This is a genomic window from Tabrizicola sp. (assembly GCF_022842145.1).
Lineage (GTDB): Bacteria > Pseudomonadota > Alphaproteobacteria > Rhodobacterales > Rhodobacteraceae > Tabrizicola.
The window spans coordinates 174,431-194,097 of record NZ_JALHQD010000004.1; the positions used below are offsets into that span (position 1 = coordinate 174,431).

17 protein-coding genes and 1 pseudogene are annotated in these 19,667 nt (G+C 62.6%); 12 read left to right on the top strand and 6 right to left on the bottom strand.

What is annotated here, in order from left to right; all coding sequences use genetic code 11:
• The first annotated feature begins 1 nt into the window (after position 1).
• The 3 genes from Q0C42_RS11930 to Q0C42_RS11940 all read left to right on the top strand — a co-directional run bounded on the left by Q0C42_RS11930 (position 2) and on the right by Q0C42_RS11940 (position 3,313).
• Positions 2–1,081: an ABC transporter ATP-binding protein gene (locus tag Q0C42_RS11930; protein ID WP_295075796.1), complete on the top strand. Its 1,080-nt coding sequence runs from the start codon at positions 2–4 to the stop codon at positions 1,079–1,081.
• 218 nt (positions 1,082–1,299) lie between these two features.
• Positions 1,300–2,322 carry a GlxA family transcriptional regulator gene (locus Q0C42_RS11935; protein ID WP_295075798.1) on the top strand — a complete coding sequence of 341 codons (1,023 nt, stop codon included), beginning with the start codon at positions 1,300–1,302 and terminating at the stop codon, positions 2,320–2,322.
• A 436-nt stretch (positions 2,323–2,758) separates the two neighbouring features.
• Positions 2,759–3,313 carry a hypothetical protein gene (locus tag Q0C42_RS11940; RefSeq protein ID WP_295075800.1) on the top strand — a complete coding sequence of 185 codons (555 nt, stop codon included), beginning with the start codon at positions 2,759–2,761 and terminating at the stop codon, positions 3,311–3,313.
• 46 nt (positions 3,314–3,359) lie between these two features.
• Here the strand turns inward: Q0C42_RS11940 and Q0C42_RS11945 are convergent, their stop codons facing one another.
• The 5 genes from Q0C42_RS11945 to Q0C42_RS11965 form a co-directional block, all read right to left on the bottom strand.
• Positions 3,360–4,295, bottom strand: a complete 936-nt coding sequence (locus Q0C42_RS11945; RefSeq protein ID WP_295075802.1) for a GNAT family N-acetyltransferase — start codon at positions 4,293–4,295, stop codon at positions 3,360–3,362.
• 489 nt (positions 4,296–4,784) lie between these two features.
• A complete protein-coding gene (locus Q0C42_RS11950; RefSeq protein ID WP_295075804.1) occupies positions 4,785–5,144 on the bottom strand; it encodes a cytochrome c family protein in 360 nt (119 codons plus the stop codon).
• Positions 5,145–5,210: 66 nt separating this feature from the next.
• Complete coding sequence (locus tag Q0C42_RS11955; protein ID WP_295075806.1) at positions 5,211–5,732, bottom strand: hypothetical protein; 522 nt, start codon at positions 5,730–5,732, stop codon at positions 5,211–5,213.
• On the bottom strand, positions 5,732–7,135 hold the full coding sequence (locus tag Q0C42_RS11960) for an FAD-binding oxidoreductase (protein WP_295075808.1): 1,404 nt from the start codon (positions 7,133–7,135) through the stop codon (positions 5,732–5,734). The genes Q0C42_RS11955 and Q0C42_RS11960 overlap by 1 nt, the downstream gene beginning before the upstream one ends.
• Positions 7,136–7,212: 77 nt before the next feature.
• Positions 7,213–7,647 (bottom strand): carboxymuconolactone decarboxylase family protein, encoded by a 435-nt coding sequence (locus Q0C42_RS11965; protein ID WP_295075809.1) that lies wholly within the window; start codon positions 7,645–7,647, stop codon positions 7,213–7,215.
• Between the two features lie 180 nt (positions 7,648–7,827).
• Between Q0C42_RS11965 and Q0C42_RS11970 the strand changes: the two genes are divergently transcribed.
• A complete protein-coding gene (locus Q0C42_RS11970) occupies positions 7,828–8,844 on the top strand; it encodes a GlxA family transcriptional regulator (RefSeq protein WP_295075811.1) in 1,017 nt (338 codons plus the stop codon).
• A gap of 318 nt (positions 8,845–9,162) precedes the next feature.
• On the opposite strand, the pseudogene Q0C42_RS11975 reads toward Q0C42_RS11970, so the two are convergent.
• A pseudogene (locus tag Q0C42_RS11975) lies at positions 9,163–10,373 on the bottom strand (CHAD domain-containing protein).
• A 246-nt stretch (positions 10,374–10,619) separates the two neighbouring features.
• Here Q0C42_RS11975 and Q0C42_RS11980 point away from each other — a divergent pair.
• From Q0C42_RS11980 to Q0C42_RS12015, 8 genes are all read left to right on the top strand, one after another.
• Positions 10,620–12,248, top strand: coding sequence for a hypothetical protein (locus tag Q0C42_RS11980; RefSeq protein ID WP_295075813.1), 1,629 nt, complete (start codon positions 10,620–10,622; stop codon positions 12,246–12,248).
• A 289-nt stretch (positions 12,249–12,537) separates the two neighbouring features.
• Positions 12,538–13,560: an AbrB family transcriptional regulator gene (locus Q0C42_RS11985; protein ID WP_295075815.1), complete on the top strand. Its 1,023-nt coding sequence runs from the start codon at positions 12,538–12,540 to the stop codon at positions 13,558–13,560.
• A gap of 88 nt (positions 13,561–13,648) precedes the next feature.
• On the top strand, positions 13,649–14,545 hold the full coding sequence (locus Q0C42_RS11990; protein ID WP_295075817.1) for a metal ABC transporter substrate-binding protein: 897 nt from the start codon (positions 13,649–13,651) through the stop codon (positions 14,543–14,545).
• Positions 14,546–14,552: 7 nt separating this feature from the next.
• The gene (locus Q0C42_RS11995) at positions 14,553–15,404 is read left to right on the top strand and encodes a manganese/iron ABC transporter ATP-binding protein (RefSeq protein WP_295075820.1); all 852 of its coding nucleotides are present in this window, start codon (positions 14,553–14,555) and stop codon (positions 15,402–15,404) included.
• 147 nt (positions 15,405–15,551) lie between these two features.
• Positions 15,552–16,382, top strand: a complete 831-nt coding sequence (locus Q0C42_RS12000) for a metal ABC transporter permease (RefSeq protein ID WP_295075822.1) — start codon at positions 15,552–15,554, stop codon at positions 16,380–16,382.
• The gene (locus tag Q0C42_RS12005; RefSeq protein ID WP_295075824.1) at positions 16,379–17,200 is read left to right on the top strand and encodes a metal ABC transporter permease; all 822 of its coding nucleotides are present in this window, start codon (positions 16,379–16,381) and stop codon (positions 17,198–17,200) included. Before Q0C42_RS12000 ends, Q0C42_RS12005 begins: the two co-directional genes overlap by 4 nt.
• Before the next feature lie 64 nt (positions 17,201–17,264).
• Entirely contained in the window at positions 17,265–18,947 is a 1,683-nt protein-coding gene (locus tag Q0C42_RS12010) for a glycosyltransferase (protein WP_295075827.1), read from the top strand.
• Positions 18,944–19,666, top strand: a complete 723-nt coding sequence (locus tag Q0C42_RS12015) for an SDR family oxidoreductase (RefSeq protein ID WP_295075830.1) — start codon at positions 18,944–18,946, stop codon at positions 19,664–19,666. The genes Q0C42_RS12010 and Q0C42_RS12015 overlap by 4 nt, the downstream gene beginning before the upstream one ends.
• Position 19,667 lies beyond the last annotated feature (1 nt).

The following is a 19,667-nucleotide window of genomic DNA, read 5'->3' on the forward strand; positions in this document are numbered from 1 at the left end:
CATGAGCCGCGACACCCTTGTTTCCTTTGAAGGCGTGGTGAAAACCTTCGGCGGCTTCGTGGCCGTCAAGAAGCTGGACTTCGAGATCAAGAAGGGTGAGTTCCTGGCGATCATGGGGTCCTCCGGCTGCGGCAAGACCACCACGCTGCGGATGCTGGCGGGACTTGAGGCGCCGACCGAGGGCGTGATCCGCCTGTCCGGCAAGCCGATCAACGACCTGCCGACCTGGAGCCGCGACACCCCGATGGTCTGGCAAAGCCTCGCGCTCTTCCCGTTCCTCAACGTCCGTGAGAACGTGGAATTTGCGCTGAAGATGCGTGGCGTCGGCAAGGCGGAACGGCGACGGCGGGCGGAACAGTGGCTCGACCGGATGCAGATCACCGAGTTCGCCGAGCGCAACATCAGCCAGCTTTCCGGCGGCCAGCGCCAGCGCGTGGCACTGGCCCGGTCGCTGGTGGTCGAACCGGAGATCCTCCTGCTGGACGAACCGCTCTCGGCGCTGGACGCCGCGCTTAAGGTGCGGATGCAGTCGGTCTTGAAGAACCTTCAGCGCGAAACGGGAATCACCTTCGTCTACGTCACCCACAGCCAGTCAGAGGCCTTCTCGATGGCCGACCGCGTGGTAATTATGAGCCGGGGGGTGATTGAACAGATCGGCACCCCGCAAGAGATTTACCGTACTCCGCGCACCCGCTTCGTGGCCGATTTCTTGGGATCGTCGAACCTCTTTTCCGGCAAGGTCCGGTCTGGCACTGTGGGTTTCGAACTCGACGCGGCTGTCGGCACTTTGCGCCTCGCCTCGCCTGCGACGGTCGGAGAGACTGCGACATTGACCGTTCTGGACACGAAGACACATCTCAGCACCACCGCCCCGGCCGGGAGTGTGAACGCCGTGCCGGTGAAGGTGATCGGCGAGGAATTCGTCGGTGCAACGGCCACGGTCTACCTGGAAACCGCCCAGGGCCAGGAAATCCGGGTCCAGAAGAGCCATGACGAACTTACCGGACTGCCGCTTGGGATCGGTCAGCCGCTTTATGTCTGGTGGAATCCGGAAGACGGCCACCTTGTCGGCGAAGGCTAGTCCGATGTCGGCACTCTATCCCTTCTACCATTCGCGCCTTAAGCCTTTACCGCTCCAAGGGGGTCCCGACATGAGCATCGTCTTTCTTCACGGAGGGGGATTGTCACAAGATCAACTGGACAGTCTTCCTCTGGACCCGAAAGGGTGGCGGATCACGTTAGCGCGTTGGGCCGCCAAGCTTTTCTTGCGTCGCAGATCGAGTTGATCCGGGGGTCAGGATGTCGATTCACGAAGACGTACACCGTTTGTCTCACGCGGCGGCAGTCATCCCGCGCGGGGTGGCCTTTCTTCGGCTTGCTGGCTCTTCTGACAAGACGCGGCATTTTGCTTTTCTTGCGCTGCCGCGTTTCACGCTTCTTGCTTTCAGTTCAGCCATCGAACCACTGCGCATCGCAAACCAACTGACGCAGCAGCCGCTTTACAGCTGGAGCCTGCTTAGCAGGGACGGCGAATCGGTGGAAAGCTCGGCCGGAGTTCGGGTGGAAGTTGATCTGGGTCTAATACCCCTCGAGCGAGATGCCACAGTCGTCGTGTGTTCGGGAACCGAAGCCTCTCTGGCCGCCGACCGTAGCGTCCTGTCCTGGCTGCGCACCCACGAGCGCAAGGGTGGACGGATAGGGGCGATCTGCACCGGGGCCTACACTCTTGCGCGTGCGGGGCTACTGGGCGGCGACTCTCCCGCCGTGCATTGGGAGAACCGACCTGCCTTCCGCGAGCTTTTCGATCTCGAACCCCTGCAGCAAATCTACTCGATTGGACCCAGGCACTTCTCCTGCGCCGGCGGCGAAGCGGGCGTGGACATGATGCTTGCGCTTATCGAGAAGGACCACGGAGCCAGACTTGCAAATGCTGTGGCCGAGATGTGCCTGCATGCACGTCGTAGGGAAGCCAGCGTCACACAAAAGGCAATCTATCCGACCGCAATGGAAATCCGCCATCCCGGCATTGCAAAGGTCATTAGCGCGATGAAGGCAAACGTCGCAACGCCTTTGGACCAGGGAGAGTTGTCGCAGATCTTTGGCCGGTGCACGCGACACTTGGAACGGACGTTCAAGTCGGTCATGCGGGAAACACCCAAGAGCTATTACCTTGGATTGCGCTTGGAAGAGGCTCGGAGCCTGCTGTCGGAGACGGCGTTGTCGGTCTTGGAAGTTGCAGTATCAACAGGCTTCAACTCGCGATCAAGTTTCTCGAAGGCATATAAGATTAGGTATGGAAAGAGCCCCACAAAGCCCATATGACCTGCTTCCCCCTGATGAACTAGATCGATCCTTATCGATGAATCATTGCAGTCTGTTGGACTTCGGGGGCTACGAAATCTACTGGCGACCTCAAGTGACACAATAGTTACTGCCTTATGCGCAGATTTCTTTGTAAGTCGACCGTCCGCTTTCCGCCCAAAGTGACCTAGCGATCGCTCTCGGCCCAAAGCTGCCAGTCGTGCCTCGGTGCGCGTCTCGTTGTGCATCCCCAGACCGGACGTTCATGCGGGTCGCAGCATCCTCTGAGGAGCAATGTCGGCTATGCGGACCTTCTTGCCGTTGGCTGCGGTTGCTGGATCGCTACTCGCAGGCGCCTCGGCTAGGCAAGGTTGCTTCTTGGAGCATGGGTGCAAAAGCTTTGCGAAGCATGAATGGGACGGTAAACTGCGGACACGAAGCTGTAGAAAGGTGCAGATTGAACGAACTCCTGTCGGCTTTGGGCGCACCTGAGTGGCAATGGATCTGGAGCGCTATGCAAACGCTAGCGCTTGTCACAGGCTTCTTCTTTGTGGTCCGCCAGATCAAGTTGGCACAGCAGCAAAACTCGATCTCGCATCTGAACTACTTCCGCGAACTCTGGCTTTCCGAGCCAATCCTGCGTGCGCGCCAGAGTTTTCTGGGAAACTCAAGCGAGGTGGACGGCAATCTCAGGCCGCACGAAGATACCATCGCTCAATATTTCAACGACATCGGGATTGCGATCCGGACTGGACAAGTGGACGAGGGCCATGTCGTTCGGTTCTTCGGGTATTTCATTGAAGGCTTTTGGCTGTCGCTTGTCGACCAGATCAAGCGGTGCCGCGAGACCACCTCCGATCCATCGATCTACGGCAGCTTCGAGCACCTCTACGAGCTTGTCATCTCGGCAAACGCAAAGAACGGTATTGCGCCCTTCACGCAGGCGAGGCTTACAGTGTTCGTCAGAGAAGAAGCGGGACTTGCCAGATTCTATTTGAACATCCCAGGCTGACATTGCCGCTCGTACAAAGAAGCGAGACGCGACCAAGCGCTGATCGCTATAATATGAACGGTGGCGAGGTGTGGACGTAGCGGTCCAAGGAAAGGTCGTCCGAAGTTGTCAGGGTCATCATGTAGAAGGGGTCAATCTGTCCGCCCCGATGTAGCAAGTGCTGAACTGCACGATGGTTTGCCAGCGGCACTGTGACCGTAAACTCCTCGATACCGACGGCGCTTCGAATGACAAGGTCAACAAGGCTGGGAATATCCGACGGGTTCAGCGCCGCCATCGGCCCGCAGCCAGGCGAAACGTCATCAGTATCCGGGGGATTGGGCTGGACCCCGAAAGCAAACCCGACGGGCCTGCCACCGCGCAAGGCCATCCACGCGGGTCTGCGCTGCAGAAGGAAACGTATGTCGGTTCTACGGGCAAATCCCAGAATGTCCCGTTCCACGGCAACAATCTCCTCGACCGCGTCTTCACATGGAGCAAGACGTTCAAAGGTTAGGTCGTCAGTCTTCTCCACCGAGGTCGGTCGAACAAGCACGTCGACTGAGGTAGAGGCAAACCGGACGCCAGAACGGAGATAAACTGAAAGCGCACGAGGATCTTGGGTTGCATTTATCGTTAGATGCCGACAGCCACTCTGCGGAACTGCCCTACTTACGAGCTCCCGGCCCAAACCTTTGCCTTGGAAACCAGGGTCCACGAAGAAGACCGAAAGCTCGAGATGCTCGTTCCGCTCTATGGAAAGAGCCCAGCCGATCAGTTGTCCAGCATTGTCCAGTGCAACCCAGTTCTCCTTAGCGGTAGTCCAGAGGTGCTCGACCCAAGGGGACTGCCGCCGCCAGGCATCAGTGATGGGAGGATCCTTCGCGAGCGCGATGCCAACAACTCCCATCCGATAAAGGTAGTCGAACAGCGACCTACGGAACATGGCATATGCTGGCGGGATATCGTCGACGACGGCACGGCGGATCGTGAACTGTCCCATTGTGCATCTCGATTGATCGGAAACTGTCCCAGCGTAGCACATAGCGGCTTACGTGAAATGAGCCATGTGACAGGTTTCAACTTCCGCTTTCGGCCACGGTGCGTTGCTGCACCTACGTGTTGTTCGATCGCGCCATGCTCTGGGCGAAGGCCCGCTCAGGGCTCCCTTTGTCGAGGCGCCGCGCAGCATCGGATATGACACCCTTAGACCAGGCTAGCTGCAATGGCGGCCCAAAGCTGCCGGTCAGTCTTAGCATTCATGAGCCATCCCTTCGACATGCCCGCCAAGATATTGCCGATTGGAATGGGACCGGCCAAGGCCGACCAGTTGGAACACTCTTGGGTCTGTCCGACGTGGACCTAAGCGATGCCGCAATGTCGCTGGAATAGGTCTGCGGCTGCGCGAGCCGCCAATCCGACCACTCCATTTCCTCGCCCATCGCTTGTCAGGACACTGCCCTTTCATGTAAGATCCAGCCCCCCGGCGTTGCTACGTGCCGGCTTCCAGCAGATAGGCCACGACATCCTCGACTTCTCCCGGACGCTTCAGGCCGTTGAAGTTCATCTTGGTTCCCGGAACCATCTTGCGCGGCGCAACGAGGTAGGTTTTCAGTGTTTGTTCCGACCAGACTATTCCGGCCGTCTTCATGGCGTCGGAATAATCGTATCCCTCCAGGGTGCCTGAGGTCCGACCGATCAAGCCTTTCAGACTTGGTCCGATCTTCTTTTCTGCCCCATCGGTGATCACGTGGCACTCCACGCACCGGATCGGAAACAATTCGGCCCCACGCACGGGATCCGGGCCCTCTGCAAGAACGGGCGACGCCAGCGCAACAGCGATGACAAGCAAGCAGCCCTGTCGAGTGAAAGTCATCTCTCTACCCCCGCGATTGCATTCGGGTGAATTAGTATAAGATCACCCGGTCACTGTGATGAGTGTCCACATGCCCATGACGTAATGCCCCCCGACATTGCAGAAAAGGATGTAGATCCCGGGCTGCAGCTCGACGGTGACAGACCCAGAAGCATGTGGCCGCAGTTCTTTGCCCCGCGCAACGGTCCCCGCAGCGGCTTCGTCAACTATCATCTTGTCACTCAGATACGGAAGCTCGGTGGCTACATCGGCAACCGGCGCGATAGACAGGCTGTGATAGAACTCCTGCGAGTCGTTGATCACCGTGAAGGTGATTTCGCCCGCCGGGATCTCCGGCATGTCTACCGTGATCCCCATTGTCGCCATATCCATGTCGGCGCCCGCCATCGCCAAGCCCATCTCGGCCGTCTCCATTCCGTCCATAGATGCCTCGCCCTTGTCCCAGAGCGAGACCTTGACGATGGTTTGGGCCGCAGCGGAGGAATTGAACGCGAGGAGCGCCACCGATCCGGAAAGGGCACACAGCACCGAACGTCTGGAAAGTTCAATGATCGCGGTCTCCATCATTGCGCTGGTTGGATGTTCTGGTTGAAGCGGAACATGTTTCCGGGATCGTAGCGCCGCTTGATCGCGGCCAGCCGCTGATAGGTCTGCCCGAAGGCATCTTTGGTAAGGTCCGCACTGTCCGCATCCTGGCCTGCGAAATTCAAGTACAGTCGGCCTTCGTGCGAATGCCGGCGGAACCTTGTCCACGCTTTCCGAGTCCAACCCATCACCTTTTCGTCGTCCTCCGGCTTTTCCCAGACCGAGTCGAGCGAATACATCCAGCCGAACGACCGATCGCCGAAGGCCGTGGCCGCAGCTGGCACGCGGGCAGTGGCACCGCCGAAGTTCCAGAAAGAACTGATCGACCGGTCCGAGGGCGAGGCGGTGGCATTCGCCAGACCTTCGTCGATCATCTCGTCGGCCAGCGTAGTCAGGAGATGGGACTTCCAGTAGCAGCGGTAGGCTCCGGTGGGGAACAGCGGATCGAAAAGCTTCTGCGCCTCCACATAGGGCATCCGGCCCGAGAAATCCGCCGCCAGCTTTCCCAACTCGCGCAGGGGTGCTAGGACCCGTTCGCCCTCGGTGGCATCCCCGGCATAGATCGCCGCCAGCGTGAAACAGCGCTTGCCCCAATGCTCTGCGGGGACATCGGGACTTTCCGGAAGTGTGGAAAATTCGCACAGCGAGGCCACGGTGTCCGACTTGTCGGCCAGGAAGTCGCGCCAGAAACGGATCGGGCCCGGGCCGTCTGCCGCAAGGTAGATCGGCAGCGCGAACATCACCTCCGGTCCGAAGGGATGCAGGGCGAAGCAGAAGCGTACCACAACGCCGAAGTTGCCGCCGCCACCCTTCAGGGCCCAAAGAAGGTCAGGATGTTCGGTGGCACTGGCCAGCATCACCGATCCATCTGCAGTGACGACCTCGGCCGCAATCAGGTTGTCGATGGTCAACCCGTGCTTGCTGCGCAGCCAGCCGACGCCTCCGCTCAGTGTCAGCCCGCCAACCCCGGTTTCCGAAATCAGCCCACCTGGTGTCGCCAGCCCGTGCGCCTGTGTGGCCGCGTCCACCTCGGCCCAGGTTGCGCCGCCATCGACCCAGGCGGTCCGTGCTGCCGGATCGACCGTAACGCCGCGCATCTGCGACAGGTCCAGCATCAGGGACCCTTCGCCCACCGCATGTCCGGCCACGTTGTGCCCGCCCCCCTTGATCGAAACCGCAAGGCCATGGCGTGCCGCAAAGCGGACCCCGGCCACAATATCACCGCGGGAGGTGCAGCGCAGGATCACCGCAGGTTTGCGCGAGATCATCCCGTTCCACACCACCCGCGCGGCGTCATAATCCGCCTCGCCGGGCAAGAGCACATCCCCCGTGGCGGCGTGAGCAAGGTCGGAGAACGGTAGCGAAGGGGTATCGGGTTTCATCGCAGTCTCCCTCATGGGCTTATTGCTGCGGCGCAGGCAGGGACGCTGAAGAACTGGGTCTGTCCCGCGACCGGCTCTCAATTGGCCGGGTAAAGCCCGTCTACCATCGCTTGATAGGCCTCGACATCCGCGCCCGTCCCGTACAGCACCGCAGACCAGTTGCGCACATATCCGGCCATTGCGGCCGCTTCGGCAATCTCCTGATCCGATGCGCCAAGCGACTTCGCTGCCGCCCGGTGGTAGTAGGTGCAGTATTCGCAAGGGATCTGCGAGGCGACGGCAAGGCCGATCAGCTGCATCGTCTTGGGGTCCAGCGCGCCTTTCCCATCCTCGACATCCGACATCCAGGCCCAGGCGCCCGCCACCATGCTGTCGGGATAGTTCTCGATGTCGGGCAAGGCTACGCCGAACGCATCGCGCGCGGCCTGACGGATGTCCTCGGCGCTTTTGTCTTGGGCCGCGGCAGGCAGGGCGATGCAAAGCGCTGCGGCAAGCATGTGAAGCACTTTCATGGCGATGTCCCTTCTGACTGGATTACTGGTTTATAGTTTTCGTTTGGCGGGCTCAGGGGCCGGCCCCTCGCTGGATGCATGATGAGCTATCCCGCCGCCGCGTCCGAGAGGTGGAATTGACAGGATCGGTCCAAACAAGACACATTCATGCAAATCTCCGGATTTGACTGGAGCCGCTAGATGCCCGACCACCGCCCGAGGATTGCGCTGCTGACCGCCCCAAGTACCTCGGCGGCGGTGCTTTACGGCCTTTACGATGTACTGATGTCGGCGGGGGCGGTCTTTCCCGACATGACGCTTGGCAAGCCGGGGACCGAAGCGCTCGACATCCGGATCGTGTCGCTGGACGGCCAAGCGTTCCGTTGCCTCGGCAACGTTCTTGTCGAGCCGCACCACAGCATCGCCGATCTCGGTCCGGTGGATGCCGTCGTGATCTGCGACATGTACAGCTCGATCCACCAGCCCCCGCGCGAGGACTATGCGGCGTTCTCCTGCTGGCTGACTTCGTTGCACAGCGACGGGGTGTTGCTCACATCGGTCTGCTCGGGCGCTCTGGTACTCGCCGAGGCGGGACTGCTGAACGGCAGGGAGGCGGCCTCGCACTGGGCCTATGCCGAACTCTTCAGCCGCGTCTATCCCCTTGCGAAATTGCGTCGTGACAGCATCCTTTGTCTCAGTGCCGAGGCACAGGGCATCGTGACGGCAGGGGGTGTCACCTCTTGGCAGGAACTTGCCCTTTACCTTATTGCTCGCTTCTGTGGTGCGCCTGCCGCGCGCGAGACGGCCAAAGTTCACTTGCTGGCAGGTCATGAGGGTGGCCAGCTACCGTTCGCCGCGATCAACCGATGTCGAAGCAGTTCCGACAGGATCATAGCTCGATGTCAGGAATGGGTCGCCCTGAACTACCAAGAGGCCAACCCTGTTCAGAGAATGGTTGAAATCGCAGGGCTGAACACGCGTACATTCGCGCGCCGGTTTCGCGCTGCGACTGGCAACACACCGATCGATTATGTCCAGCAGGTCCGGATCGAAGAGGCCAAACAGATGCTGGAGACGACCGCCCACCCGATTGACGATCTTTCGAACTCGGTGGGCTATCTGGACCCAGCTGCTTTTCGGCGTACGTTCCGAAAGCTAGCGGGTATGACTCCCGCCGAGTATCGTCGGCGCTTTGCAAACCCGGTTCCGTCAAACTGACGGCCGCACCAACTTCGCGCGTTCCAGTAAAATTCTCGAAAGCTACTCCGCGAATGCTGATGAACGACGTCCACTATGAATTCACGTCAACAATCGGCTGGGGTAAGACCCATCGGGTCTGCAGTCAGCGCTCAACAAGTAGTCAAAGTGTCCGTGCTGCGGTGTCGGGGAGCTTGTATGCTCATTCAACGTCCGCTTTCCGCCCATCGCATCTCTTCGGCAGCACGACGTGATCGGCCGGAAGCGGACGTTGGTCGGTTTGAAGCAATCTCGCGCCGAATATGACCGCTTCGCGGACGTTGCTGCCGTTGCACCAATCTATGCTTGGGGCATCGCTGCGGAGTTCGGAGGGCGGTCCAGGTAGTCGTCACCGCCAATAACGGCCGCCGTCGATGAGATTGCCATGCGCGTCAGCAGCGGCCGCGATAAGAGCCTTTTTCTTGCCCCCTGCCAACAGCGCTGGCGCTTCCGGATCGTGGGCGATACCCAGGCGGTCAAGAACATGGGGGCCGTTGCCAAGTCGTTAAGCGCCCCAAGCTCATCTTGAACGGCCTCAAGAGCGATAATGAAGTTCTTCTGCTTCGCTTTTTCGCCCTTCCCGTCGAACAAGAGTGCGAAGAATTCCGCGGCGTAGCGCAGCTTCTTGGCATCTTTACGGAGTTCGTGTCGCGCCTCGTCGTCCATGCCCCTGAGGTTGAGGCCGCCCTCCTTGACCTTGCGTCGTAAACGGCTCAAGGCTCGGGCAGCAAAAGTGCGGACCGGCAGGGTCCTTGTCGCTTCAGTGTCCGGATTGGCCAGCAAAGAGTCGCTGTGGACCCACTCCACCAGATTCAGCATCAGAGCTCGTGCCGTGCCTGACCAAGGACTTCTCGGACCCGGTCATATGCCGCTTCACGCTCGGTTTGAAGCCGGTCTCGCAGGGGACCCGGTCTTGCGCGCTGCAACAGCACATCAAGGTCACGCGCGAGTCCAAGCTCTCCGGCAAGCTCCCGTAAACTATCACTCAGTCCGCGAGCGGCATCAATGCCAAGAAGCGGCTTGAAGATCGAGAAGGCAGATCGGAGCCGACGCAACGCAACGCGGGCCTGATGCAGAGGCTCGGGCGACCGGGACACTAGAAGCAGATCCTCGTTCAGCCTGAATTGCTTGATGCAGGCCTGCACGATGACCTGAAATGCCTCCGCGGTGGTCATCTCGTCGTCAAGCGCCGCCGGCCCCGCCTTGACCACACCCCACAGCGCCTGCCTCAAAAGATCGCCGCGCTCGGGTTTCGTCAAGACACCCAAGCGGACCGGCACCGCACCGTCCAACTTTCTCGCCAAGTCAAAAAGTGCCTGAGGCTGTCCCGACTTGAGTTCCATCTCCATTTCGCAGATGGAGGTGTGCCAGTCTCCGGCGCTGATGGTGCCGCGGTCAAGCACGACCTCGATAGCCGTGTCGCCATTCTGGACATCCCAGATCCGACGCGTCACCTTCACCTCAAATACCCGTATCAAATCATTTACTGCTCCGCCAAGCAAAGTGTGCACCGGCGAAGCGTCGTCGACAACGGGAACATCATCGGCCTGTATGCTTTAGGATGCCTTTAGGGCAAAAGACGAACCTTCTGAAGATTTTAGGGTTTAGGAGATCTACTAGGAATACGAACTGATCTGTACCAACCGGCCGCGCAAATTTTGGATTTATCTGAGGTGCTTGGTAGTTTCGACAGACTCAGTCACGTTGCCTGTAGTAGAGCCCCTGTCTTTAGGGGAGGTTTAGGTGGTTACAAGCGTATGGGTGATTACAAGGGTGCTGGCGTAGAGACCGGGAAGAAGAGCTACTACTTCTCGACCGTCTCCGGGAACGGGCTCTACACCCAGGGCGCCATGCAGACGATCCAGCAGAGTGCCTCGGGGGTGGATCCCCGGACCGGCAGGACGGTCACTGGGACGACCGCTGGGGTGATCCACGGGAAATACCTCGGGGTGATCAAGCAGCGGCTTGCCATGACCCAGAGAGGGCCGGAGGAGGCGCTCCTGCCCATCTACAACGCCAAGGGTGAGGTGGTGGCCTACGAGCGTCACATGGCCCCCAAGGCGCTGGCTGCGCTGGAGCGGAACAGCCACATGGGCGAGATGCTCGGGGCGTGGGCCGGCCGTCAGGCGGAAGAGGAGCTGGCCCAGCAATACAACCGGATGCTGGTCGACAACCTGAAGACCATCTGGGACCGGGACAAGGCCAAGCGGGGGAACGAGTTCGTCGACATCTCGGACTCCAAGGACAAGATCCACACCGACAGCTGGGACATGGTGCCGAATGACCTTCGGGCGATCATCAAGGAGGTCTTCGGAGACGACGGGTTCCCGATCCGCAAGGACATGATCAACAACGCCGTGGGCTACCGGGCGGCATCGATCACCGATCCCTGGACCGGGATCAGCCGCATGGACGAGAAGTACCAGGAGGGCTTCGTGAAGGTGGTGACGGCGATCATGGGAAAGGATGCCTTCACCTACCTGGCCACGGCCGAGAAGGGGATCCCGGCCGGGGTGTCGGTGGTCAAGTCGACCATCGTGGTGCGCTCGATCATCATCCCGATGGCCAACCTGGCCTCGAACTTCCTCCAGCTCTCGCTGAACGGGGTGTCGATCCGGGACATGGCGTCGGGCTACCAGACCAAGCTGGTGGAGATCACGAAGTATCAGAAGAACCTGAAGCGGGCGATCGACATCAAGGCGGAGATCACGGCCCAGAGGGGGAAACCGGATGCTGTCCGCAGGCTGGAGACCGAGCTGAAATCGCTCGAGGACTCCAATCGCCGCATGTCGATCTGGCCACTCATCGACGCCGGGGAGTTCGCAACGATCTCCGAGGGTCTGACTGAGGTGGATGCGGCGTTGAGCCAGGGTAAATGGGCGCAGTATATCCAGGGGCTGATGGACAGGATCCCGGCCAAAGCCGGAACCCTGGGTCGCTATGCCTTCATCACGCGGGACACGGCCCTGTTCCAGGGGATGGCCCGGGTCATGCAGTATGGCGACTTCCTGGCCAAGGGGGTGCTCTACGATCACCTGGCCAAGGAGGGGAAGACCCAGGAAGAGGCGTTGAAGGGGATCAGCGAGGAGTTCGTGAACTACAACCTCCTGCCTGGCCGGACCCGGAGCTATGCCGACAACATGGGCCTCACCTGGTTCTGGGCGTTCAAGATCCGCTCGATCAAGGTGGCACTGAACCACATGCGCAATCACCCGTTCCGGGCGCTGATGCTCTCGGTGGGCAACCCGTTGATCCCGGACGTGCCGGGGATGACGCTGGGCTCGCCCATCGAGGACAACATGCTGAGCGTGATTGGTGACGGCCGCCTGGGTTACTCGGTCGGACCGGGCATGGCGTTCAATGCGCCGAGCCTGCACCGTGGGTGAACCTGATCAACTGATCAGAACCAGGGCATCTTGGCCTTGATCTCCCACCATCAGCTGGGTCTCCGGTTCCGCTACGGTGCGGAATAGGGCAAAAGAACCCTTGCGAAACGGAACGAAACCGGGTGTAAACAAGGAACTCAGAGTGAACAAATGGCCTAGAATAGCCCTCCGAAGGCAAAGGTCGCACGTTCGAATCGTGCTGGGTGCACCAAACCCCAATCCTGCGTCCGCTCTGTCCCTTTGTCGACTTTTGCGGCGCGTCGTGACGCATTGGACCGCTGTGTCGATCTTGGCCCGAACAACTGCGGGACTGGCGCTGGGAACCCTCGGCGGCCTTGCATTCTACGCCCTTGCACTGCCCTTGCCCTGGATGCTCGGCGCGCTGTTTGCCACCATGACCGCCTCGGTCGCGGGTCTGCCGGTGGCGGGGCCCATGCGTCTGCGCCCCGTTATCGTGGCGATCATCGGCGTCCTCCTCGGGTCGCGCTTCACGCCAGAGGTTATGGCACAGATCGGCGACACGGCGGTGACCCTCGCGATCCTTACCTTTTACCTGATCTGCGTGGCCGTGGTCGTCGTGCCCTTCTACCGGTTCGTCGGAAGGCAGGACTGGACGACCGCCTATTTCGCCGGCATGCCGGGCGGCCTCTCAGAGATGATCGAGTTCGGCGAGGCACGCGGTGCCAATGTCCCGGTCATCGTGCTGGCGCATTCCTTGCGCATCGTGATCACCATTGCGCTGATGGCCGTCCTCTTTCGGGTCGTGCTCGGCCATGAGGTCGGGGCCGCAGCCACGGGAACCGGGCCGGCGCTCGGGCTTGCGGATGCGGCGATCCTGACCGGGTCGGCCGTGCTGGGCGGCTTTCTCGGCATCAGGCTGCGGCTTCCGGCACCGACGTTCCTTGGTCCGCTGATCCTGTCGGCCGCCGTTCATCTGGTGGGCTTTACCGAAAGCGTGCCGCCGACATTGCTGGTCAATGCCGCCCAGGTTGTCCTTGGCACGATCCTCGGATGCCGATTCCTGGGCATTGCTCCGGCGATGCTGGCGCGTTCGGGCCTTCTGAGCCTTGGCGCGACGGTGTTGGCCCTGGCCCTGGCGGCCGTGGCGGGGCTGGCGATGGGGGCTGCGGCGGGCGTCTCCCTTGACCAGGCGCTGCTGGCACTCGCTCCGGGCGGGTTGACCGAGATGGGCCTCATTGCGTTGGCGATCCAGGCCGACGTGGCCTTCGTTGCCCTGCATCACGTCGCGCGCATCCTTGTCGTCCTGGTCGTGGCTCCGCTTTTCGTGCGTTTTCTGCCGGACAAGAGCTAAGTCCGGCCTGTCGCGCGGGCAGGGGGCTTGTCTTCTTGCAAATGCTTCTCATTTACATTCTAGTGTTCTCAAAGCCGATGGAGCTCCCATGCCGCTTTCCCGCCGTTTCCTGTTGCTTGCCACCCTGACCGCCGCGCTGCCCTTTGCCGCACAGGCGCAGGACCCGCTCAAGGTGGTCACCACCTTCACCGTGATCGCCGACATGACCCGCAACGTCGCCGGCGACGGCGTCGAGGTCGTCTCGATCACCAAGCCCGGGGCCGAGATCCACGGCTACGAGCCGACGCCGCAGGACATCGTCGGCGCGTCCGACGCCGACCTGATCCTGTGGAACGGGCTCAACCTTGAACGCTGGTTCGAGCAGTTCCTGTCCAATCTTGGCGACGTGCCCTCGGCCACCCTGACGGACGGGATCCAGCCGATCTCGATCTCGGGCGGCGAGTATGACGGAAAGCCCAACCCCCACGCCTGGATGAGCATCGACAACGCCCTGATCTACGTGGACAACATCGCGGCCGCCCTGTCGAAGGCCGACCCGGCGAACGCCGCGACCTATGCCGCCAATGCCGAAGGCTACAAGGCTGAACTCGCGGCCGCGCTTGACCCGCTGAAGGCGCAGATCGCCGCCTTGCCCGAGGACCGCCGCTGGCTTGCCACCTGCGAGGGAGCGTTCAGCTATCTCGCCCGCGACCTCGGACTGCGGGAACTTTATCTCTGGCCGATCAACGCCGACCAGCAGGGCAGCCCGCGCCAGGTCCGCGCCGTGATCGACGGGGTGCGCGAACACCAGATCCCGGCGGTCTTCTGCGAAAGCACCGTGGCCTCGGACCCCGCCGAGCAGGTCGCCCGCGAAACCGGCGCGGCCTTCGGCGGCGTGCTTTACGTCGACAGTCTCAGCGCTGGCGACGGGCCGGTCCCGACCTATCTCGACCTCTTGAAGGTCACCACCGAAACCATCGCCAAGGGTCTGACCCCGGCGAACTGAGGGCATGATGCAGGAAAGCCAGGTCAACGAGGGCATCTTCGCCGAAGGCGTCACCGTCACCTACCGCAACGGCCTGACCGCGCTGACCGACGCCAGCTTCCAGATCCCCCAAGGCACGATCACCGCGCTCGTGGGGGTGAACGGGGCGGGGAAATCCACCCTCTTCAAGGCGATCATGGGCTTTGTCCCGGTCGCCCGCGGCACGATCCGGCTTCTCGGCCTGCCGGTCCGCGATGCGCTGCGCCAGAACCTTGTCGCCTATGTCCCGCAGGCCGAGGAGGTGGACTGGTCTTTCCCCGTGCTGGTCGAGGACGTCGTCATGATGGGCCGCTACGGCCACATGGGCTTTCTCCGCCGCCCCTCCGCCACCGACCGCGCAAAGGTCGACGAAGCCCTGTCCCGCGTCGGGCTTCTTGACCTTCGCCACCGCCAGATCGGAGAGCTGTCCGGTGGCCAGAAGAAACGCGTCTTCCTGGCGCGGGCGCTGGCGCAGGAAGGCCGGATCATCCTCCTCGACGAGCCCTTCACCGGCGTCGACGTCAAGACCGAAGAGCAGATCATCACCCTCTTGCGCACCCTACGCGACGAGGGCCACGTGATGCTGGTCTCGACCCACAACCTTGGCTCGGTCCCCGACTTCTGCGACCGGACGGTCCTTGTGAAGGGCACCGTCCTTGCCTACGGGCCGACCGAGACGACTTTTACCCGCGACAACCTTGAATATGCGTTCGGCGGTGTGCTGCGGCGCTTCACCCTTGGCGGAACCGACCTGCACGAAGACGACGACAGCCGCGAAATCTCGATCCTCACCGACGACGAACGTCCCTTCGTCCAGTACGGCCGGAAGGGCGACAGATGACCCATCCCGCCTTTCACATTTGCCCAAATATCCCCGCCGGAGGCAGCGCCGAGCCGGTTGCGCGCCCTTCGCGCGCAGAGGCGAGACAAAGCAGCGCGCCGCAAGGCGCTCGATTCAGGAACCGTCCCAACCCGCGCGCCGGTCGCCATGCTTGAGCCCTTCGCCTACGGCTACATGACCAACGCCATGTGGGTCTCTGCCCTGGTGGGCGGCGTCTGCGGGTTCCTCTCGGCCTACCTCATGCTCAAGGGCTGGTCCCTGATCGGCGACGCGCTCTCGCACTCGGTCGTGCCGGGGGTCGCCGGGGCCTATATCCTCGGGCTGCCCTTTGCGCTTGGTGCCTTCCTGTCGGGCGGCCTCGCGGCCGCGGCCATGCTGTTTTTAACCAACCGCACCGGCCTCAAGACCGATACCATCATCGGCCTCATCTTCACCTCGTTCTTCGGCCTCGGGCTTTTCCTGATCTCGATCTACCCGACAAGCGTGTCGATCCAGACCATCACGATGGGCAACATCCTTGCCATTTCGCCCGAGGACACGGTGCAACTCGTCCTGATCGGAGGCATCTCGGCAGCCGTGCTCTTGGTCCTCTGGAAGGACCTGATGGTCACCTTCTTCGACGAGGCGCATGCCCGCACCATCGGCCTCAGGCCCGACCGGCTGAAGGTGATCTTCTTCACGCTTCTGTCCGCCTCGACCGTGGCCGCGATGCAGACCGTCGGCGCCTTCCTCGTCGTGGCGATGGTCGTGACGCCTGGCGCGACGGCCTATCTCCTGACCGATCGCTTCCCGCGCCTTCTGGCGCTTGCGTCGGGGATCGGAGCCACCACTGCCTTCGCGGGCGCCTATCTCAGCTACTTCCTCGACGGTGCGACGGGGGGCGTCATCGTGTTGCTGCAAACCGCCTGCTTTGCGCTCGCCTTCCTCTTCGCGCCCAAGCACGGCCTTCTGGCCGCGAAACGGAGGGCGCGGACATGATCGAGGCGGCGCTTCAGCCCTTCCAGTTTCCCTTCATGCAAAACGCGTTCCTCATCGCGCTGATCGTGGCACCGCCCACAGCACTTCTGTCCTGTTTTCTGGTTCTGAAAGGCTGGGCGCTGATGGGCGATGCGGTCAGTCACGCGGTCCTGCCCGGCATCGTGCTGGCCTACATGGCGGGCCTGCCGCTTTTGCTGGGCGCCTTCATCGCCGGCCTCGGCTCGTCGCTTCTGACCGGCTGGCTGGCCGACAACAGCCGGATCAAGCGCGACACGGTGATGGGGGTGGTCTTTTCGGCCATGTTCGCGCTGGGGATCGTGCTGCACACCGCTTTTCCCAGCGACGTCCACCTGGATCACATCCTCTTCGGCAACATGCTGGGCGTGGGGCAGGGCGACCTGATCACCGCCGCCCTGATCGCCGCACCGGTGACGCTGATCCTGACCCTCAAATGGCGCGACCTGATGCTGCATGCCTTCGACCCGGCCCAGGCCCAGGTTTCAGGCCTGCCGACGGGGCTGCTTCACTACGGGCTTCTCACCATCCTCGCGCTGACTATCGTTGCCACGCTGTCCTCGGTCGGCCTGATCCTCGCCATCGGCCTTCTGATCGCGCCCGGGGCCATCGCCTTTCTTGTCACCCGCAGCTTCGGGGCCATGCTGATCACCGCGACGCTGGTGTGCCTCTTCGCGATGAGCGCGGGCGTCTACGCCAGTTTCTACCTCGACTCGGCCCCGGCGCCGACGGTGATCCTGATCCTGACCGCGATGTTCCTTCTGGCTTTCCTGCGCCGCGTGCTTCTGACCCGCACTGCCTGATCCCCTTGCGGGACTGAGGCCCAGCCTCTACCCATAAGCCATCGCGTCAGGAAAAAAGCCCCGCATGCCCGCCACCAACGCCGCCATCTGGTTTTCGTCGGACGGCTATGATCCGAAGGCCAGGGGGATCAACGGCCGCCGGGTCGCGGGCGAAAGCTTCCTGCGCGGCTTTTTCAACCACGCCGACGTCGACGAGTTCGTCTCGATCAGCCATACCCAAGGCGACCATGCCGCTTTCGCCCGGATCGCCGCCGCCCAGGGCGTGACCCGGCCCTTGCGCGCGGTCCGGCTGGACGCGCCCGGTGGCCTGCCTCCGGTCGAGGTGGTCTCCTACCCCGCGCCGATCTCGTCGGTGGAATGCTGGCGGCGCAGCCCCCACGGTGCCGCCGCCTGGGCGCTGTGCGGGATCACCCACACCACGGCGACCCGCAACGTGATGCAGACCCTCTTCGAACTGCGGTCCGCTCCGCAGATGCCCTGGGATGCGGTGATCTGCACGTCCCGGGCGGTCCAGGCCTCGGTCCGTCGGTTGATGGAACTGGCCGAGGTCCACCTGAGCCGCCGCTTCGCCGGGGCATCCCTGCCACCGCGGCCTCTTTTGCCCGTGGTGCCGCTTGGCATCAATTGCGCCGACTTCCTGCCCGACGCCGCGCTGGGGCAGGGGCTGCGCGACCGCATCGGGGCGGGGCCGCGCGACATTCTTGCCGTGACCATCGCCCGCCTGACGCCGGACGAAAAGTTCGATCCCCTGCCTTTGTTCCTGGCGATGGAAGCCGCCGCTGCCGAGGTTGCGGGGCAGGGTGGCGGCAAGCTTCACTTGGTGTTCTGCGGCCAGTTCAAGGAACCCGGCTGGGAGGCGATCTTCGCCGAGGCCGCGGCCCGGCTGATGCCCTCCTGCGGCTACCACCTTCTGGACGGGGGCAATCCGCAGGACCGCAAGGCCACCCTTTCCGGCGGCGACATCTTCGTCTTCCCCATCGACAACCTGCAGGAGACCTTCGGCCTCGCGCCGATCGAGGCGATGGCGGCCGGACTGCCGGTCATCGTGTCGGACTGGGACGGACTGAAGGACAGCGTGACGCCCGAGGTGGGTTTCCGCATCCCGACCGAACTTCCCCGACCGGGACTGTCGACCTACATCAGCCAACGGCATCTTGGCGGTACGGACGGCTATGTCCAGTACCTGAGCCAGGTTTCCGCCCTGACACCCCTTGACCTTGGGGCGCTCCGGCGGGCGCTGGTGACGCTGGCGCTTGACCCCGGGCTGCGCGCCCGGATGGGGGCGGCGGGTCAGGCCCGGGCGCGGGCGCTTTACGATTGGGCGGCGGTGATCCCGCAGATGCAGGCGCTTTGGGCCGAACAGGCCGCGATGCTGGCGCATGCCCGCCAGAAGGGTGGCGCCGCGCTTGCCCCGCTGCCCGCCGGGCTTGTACCGGTCGGCCCGGCGGTGGACGAGATGTTCGCGGGCTACCCGACCGGTTTCGCGCCGGACGACCGCCGTCTTGCCGCGACGCCGGGACCGACCCTCGCGCCGGCCGAGATGTTCGGCTTGCGCAACTATGCCTCCCGCCGCCGCCTCGTCGAGGACCCCACCCGGCTGGCGTCGATCCTTGCCGCCTATGCCGCCACCGGCCCGGACGGCGCGACCGAAGCCGAGATCGCCGCCACCGCCCGTTTGCCGCAGGCCGTAGTGGCGCGTGCCGCACTCTGGCTTCTCAAATACGGCTACCTGACGGAGATCCCATGACCAGATCCATCCTTATCACCGGCGCGGGCGCCGGCATCGGCCGTGCCACCGCGCGCCTGTTCCTGTCGGAAGGCTGGGAGGTCACGCTCCTCGGCCGTCGCCGCGCGGCGCTTGAGGAAACGGCCGCCGGACAGTCAGCGCGCATCCTGACTGCCGATGTCGGCGAGCCGTCCGAGGTTGGCGCAGCCTTCGCGCAGCTTCCCCGCCTCGACGTCCTTTTCAACAACGCCGGCATCTCGGCCCCCGCCGCGCCGATCGACGAGATCCCGGTGGAAAAGTGGCTGGAGGTCAGCCGCACCAATATCACCGGGATGTTCCTTTGTGCCCGTGCGGCCTTTGGTCTGATGCGGCGCCAGTCCCCCCGCGGCGGGCGGATCATCAACAACGGTTCGATCTCGGCCCATGTTCCGCGGCCGGGGTCCACCCCCTATACCATGTCAAAACACGCCGTGACCGGCCTGACCCGGACCTTGGGCCTTGACGGTCGCGCCTTCGACATCGCCTGCGCGCAGATCGATATCGGCAATGCGCTGACGGACATGGCCGCCAAGTTCACCCAAGGCGTCCCCCAGGCCAGCGGCGACATCCGCGTCGAGCCGGTGATGGACGTCGATCATGTCGCGCGGATGGTGCTGCACATGGCCAGCCTGCCGCTTGAGGTGAACACGCCCTTCGTGACAATCATGGCCCGGGACATGCCCTATATCGGGCGTGGCTAAG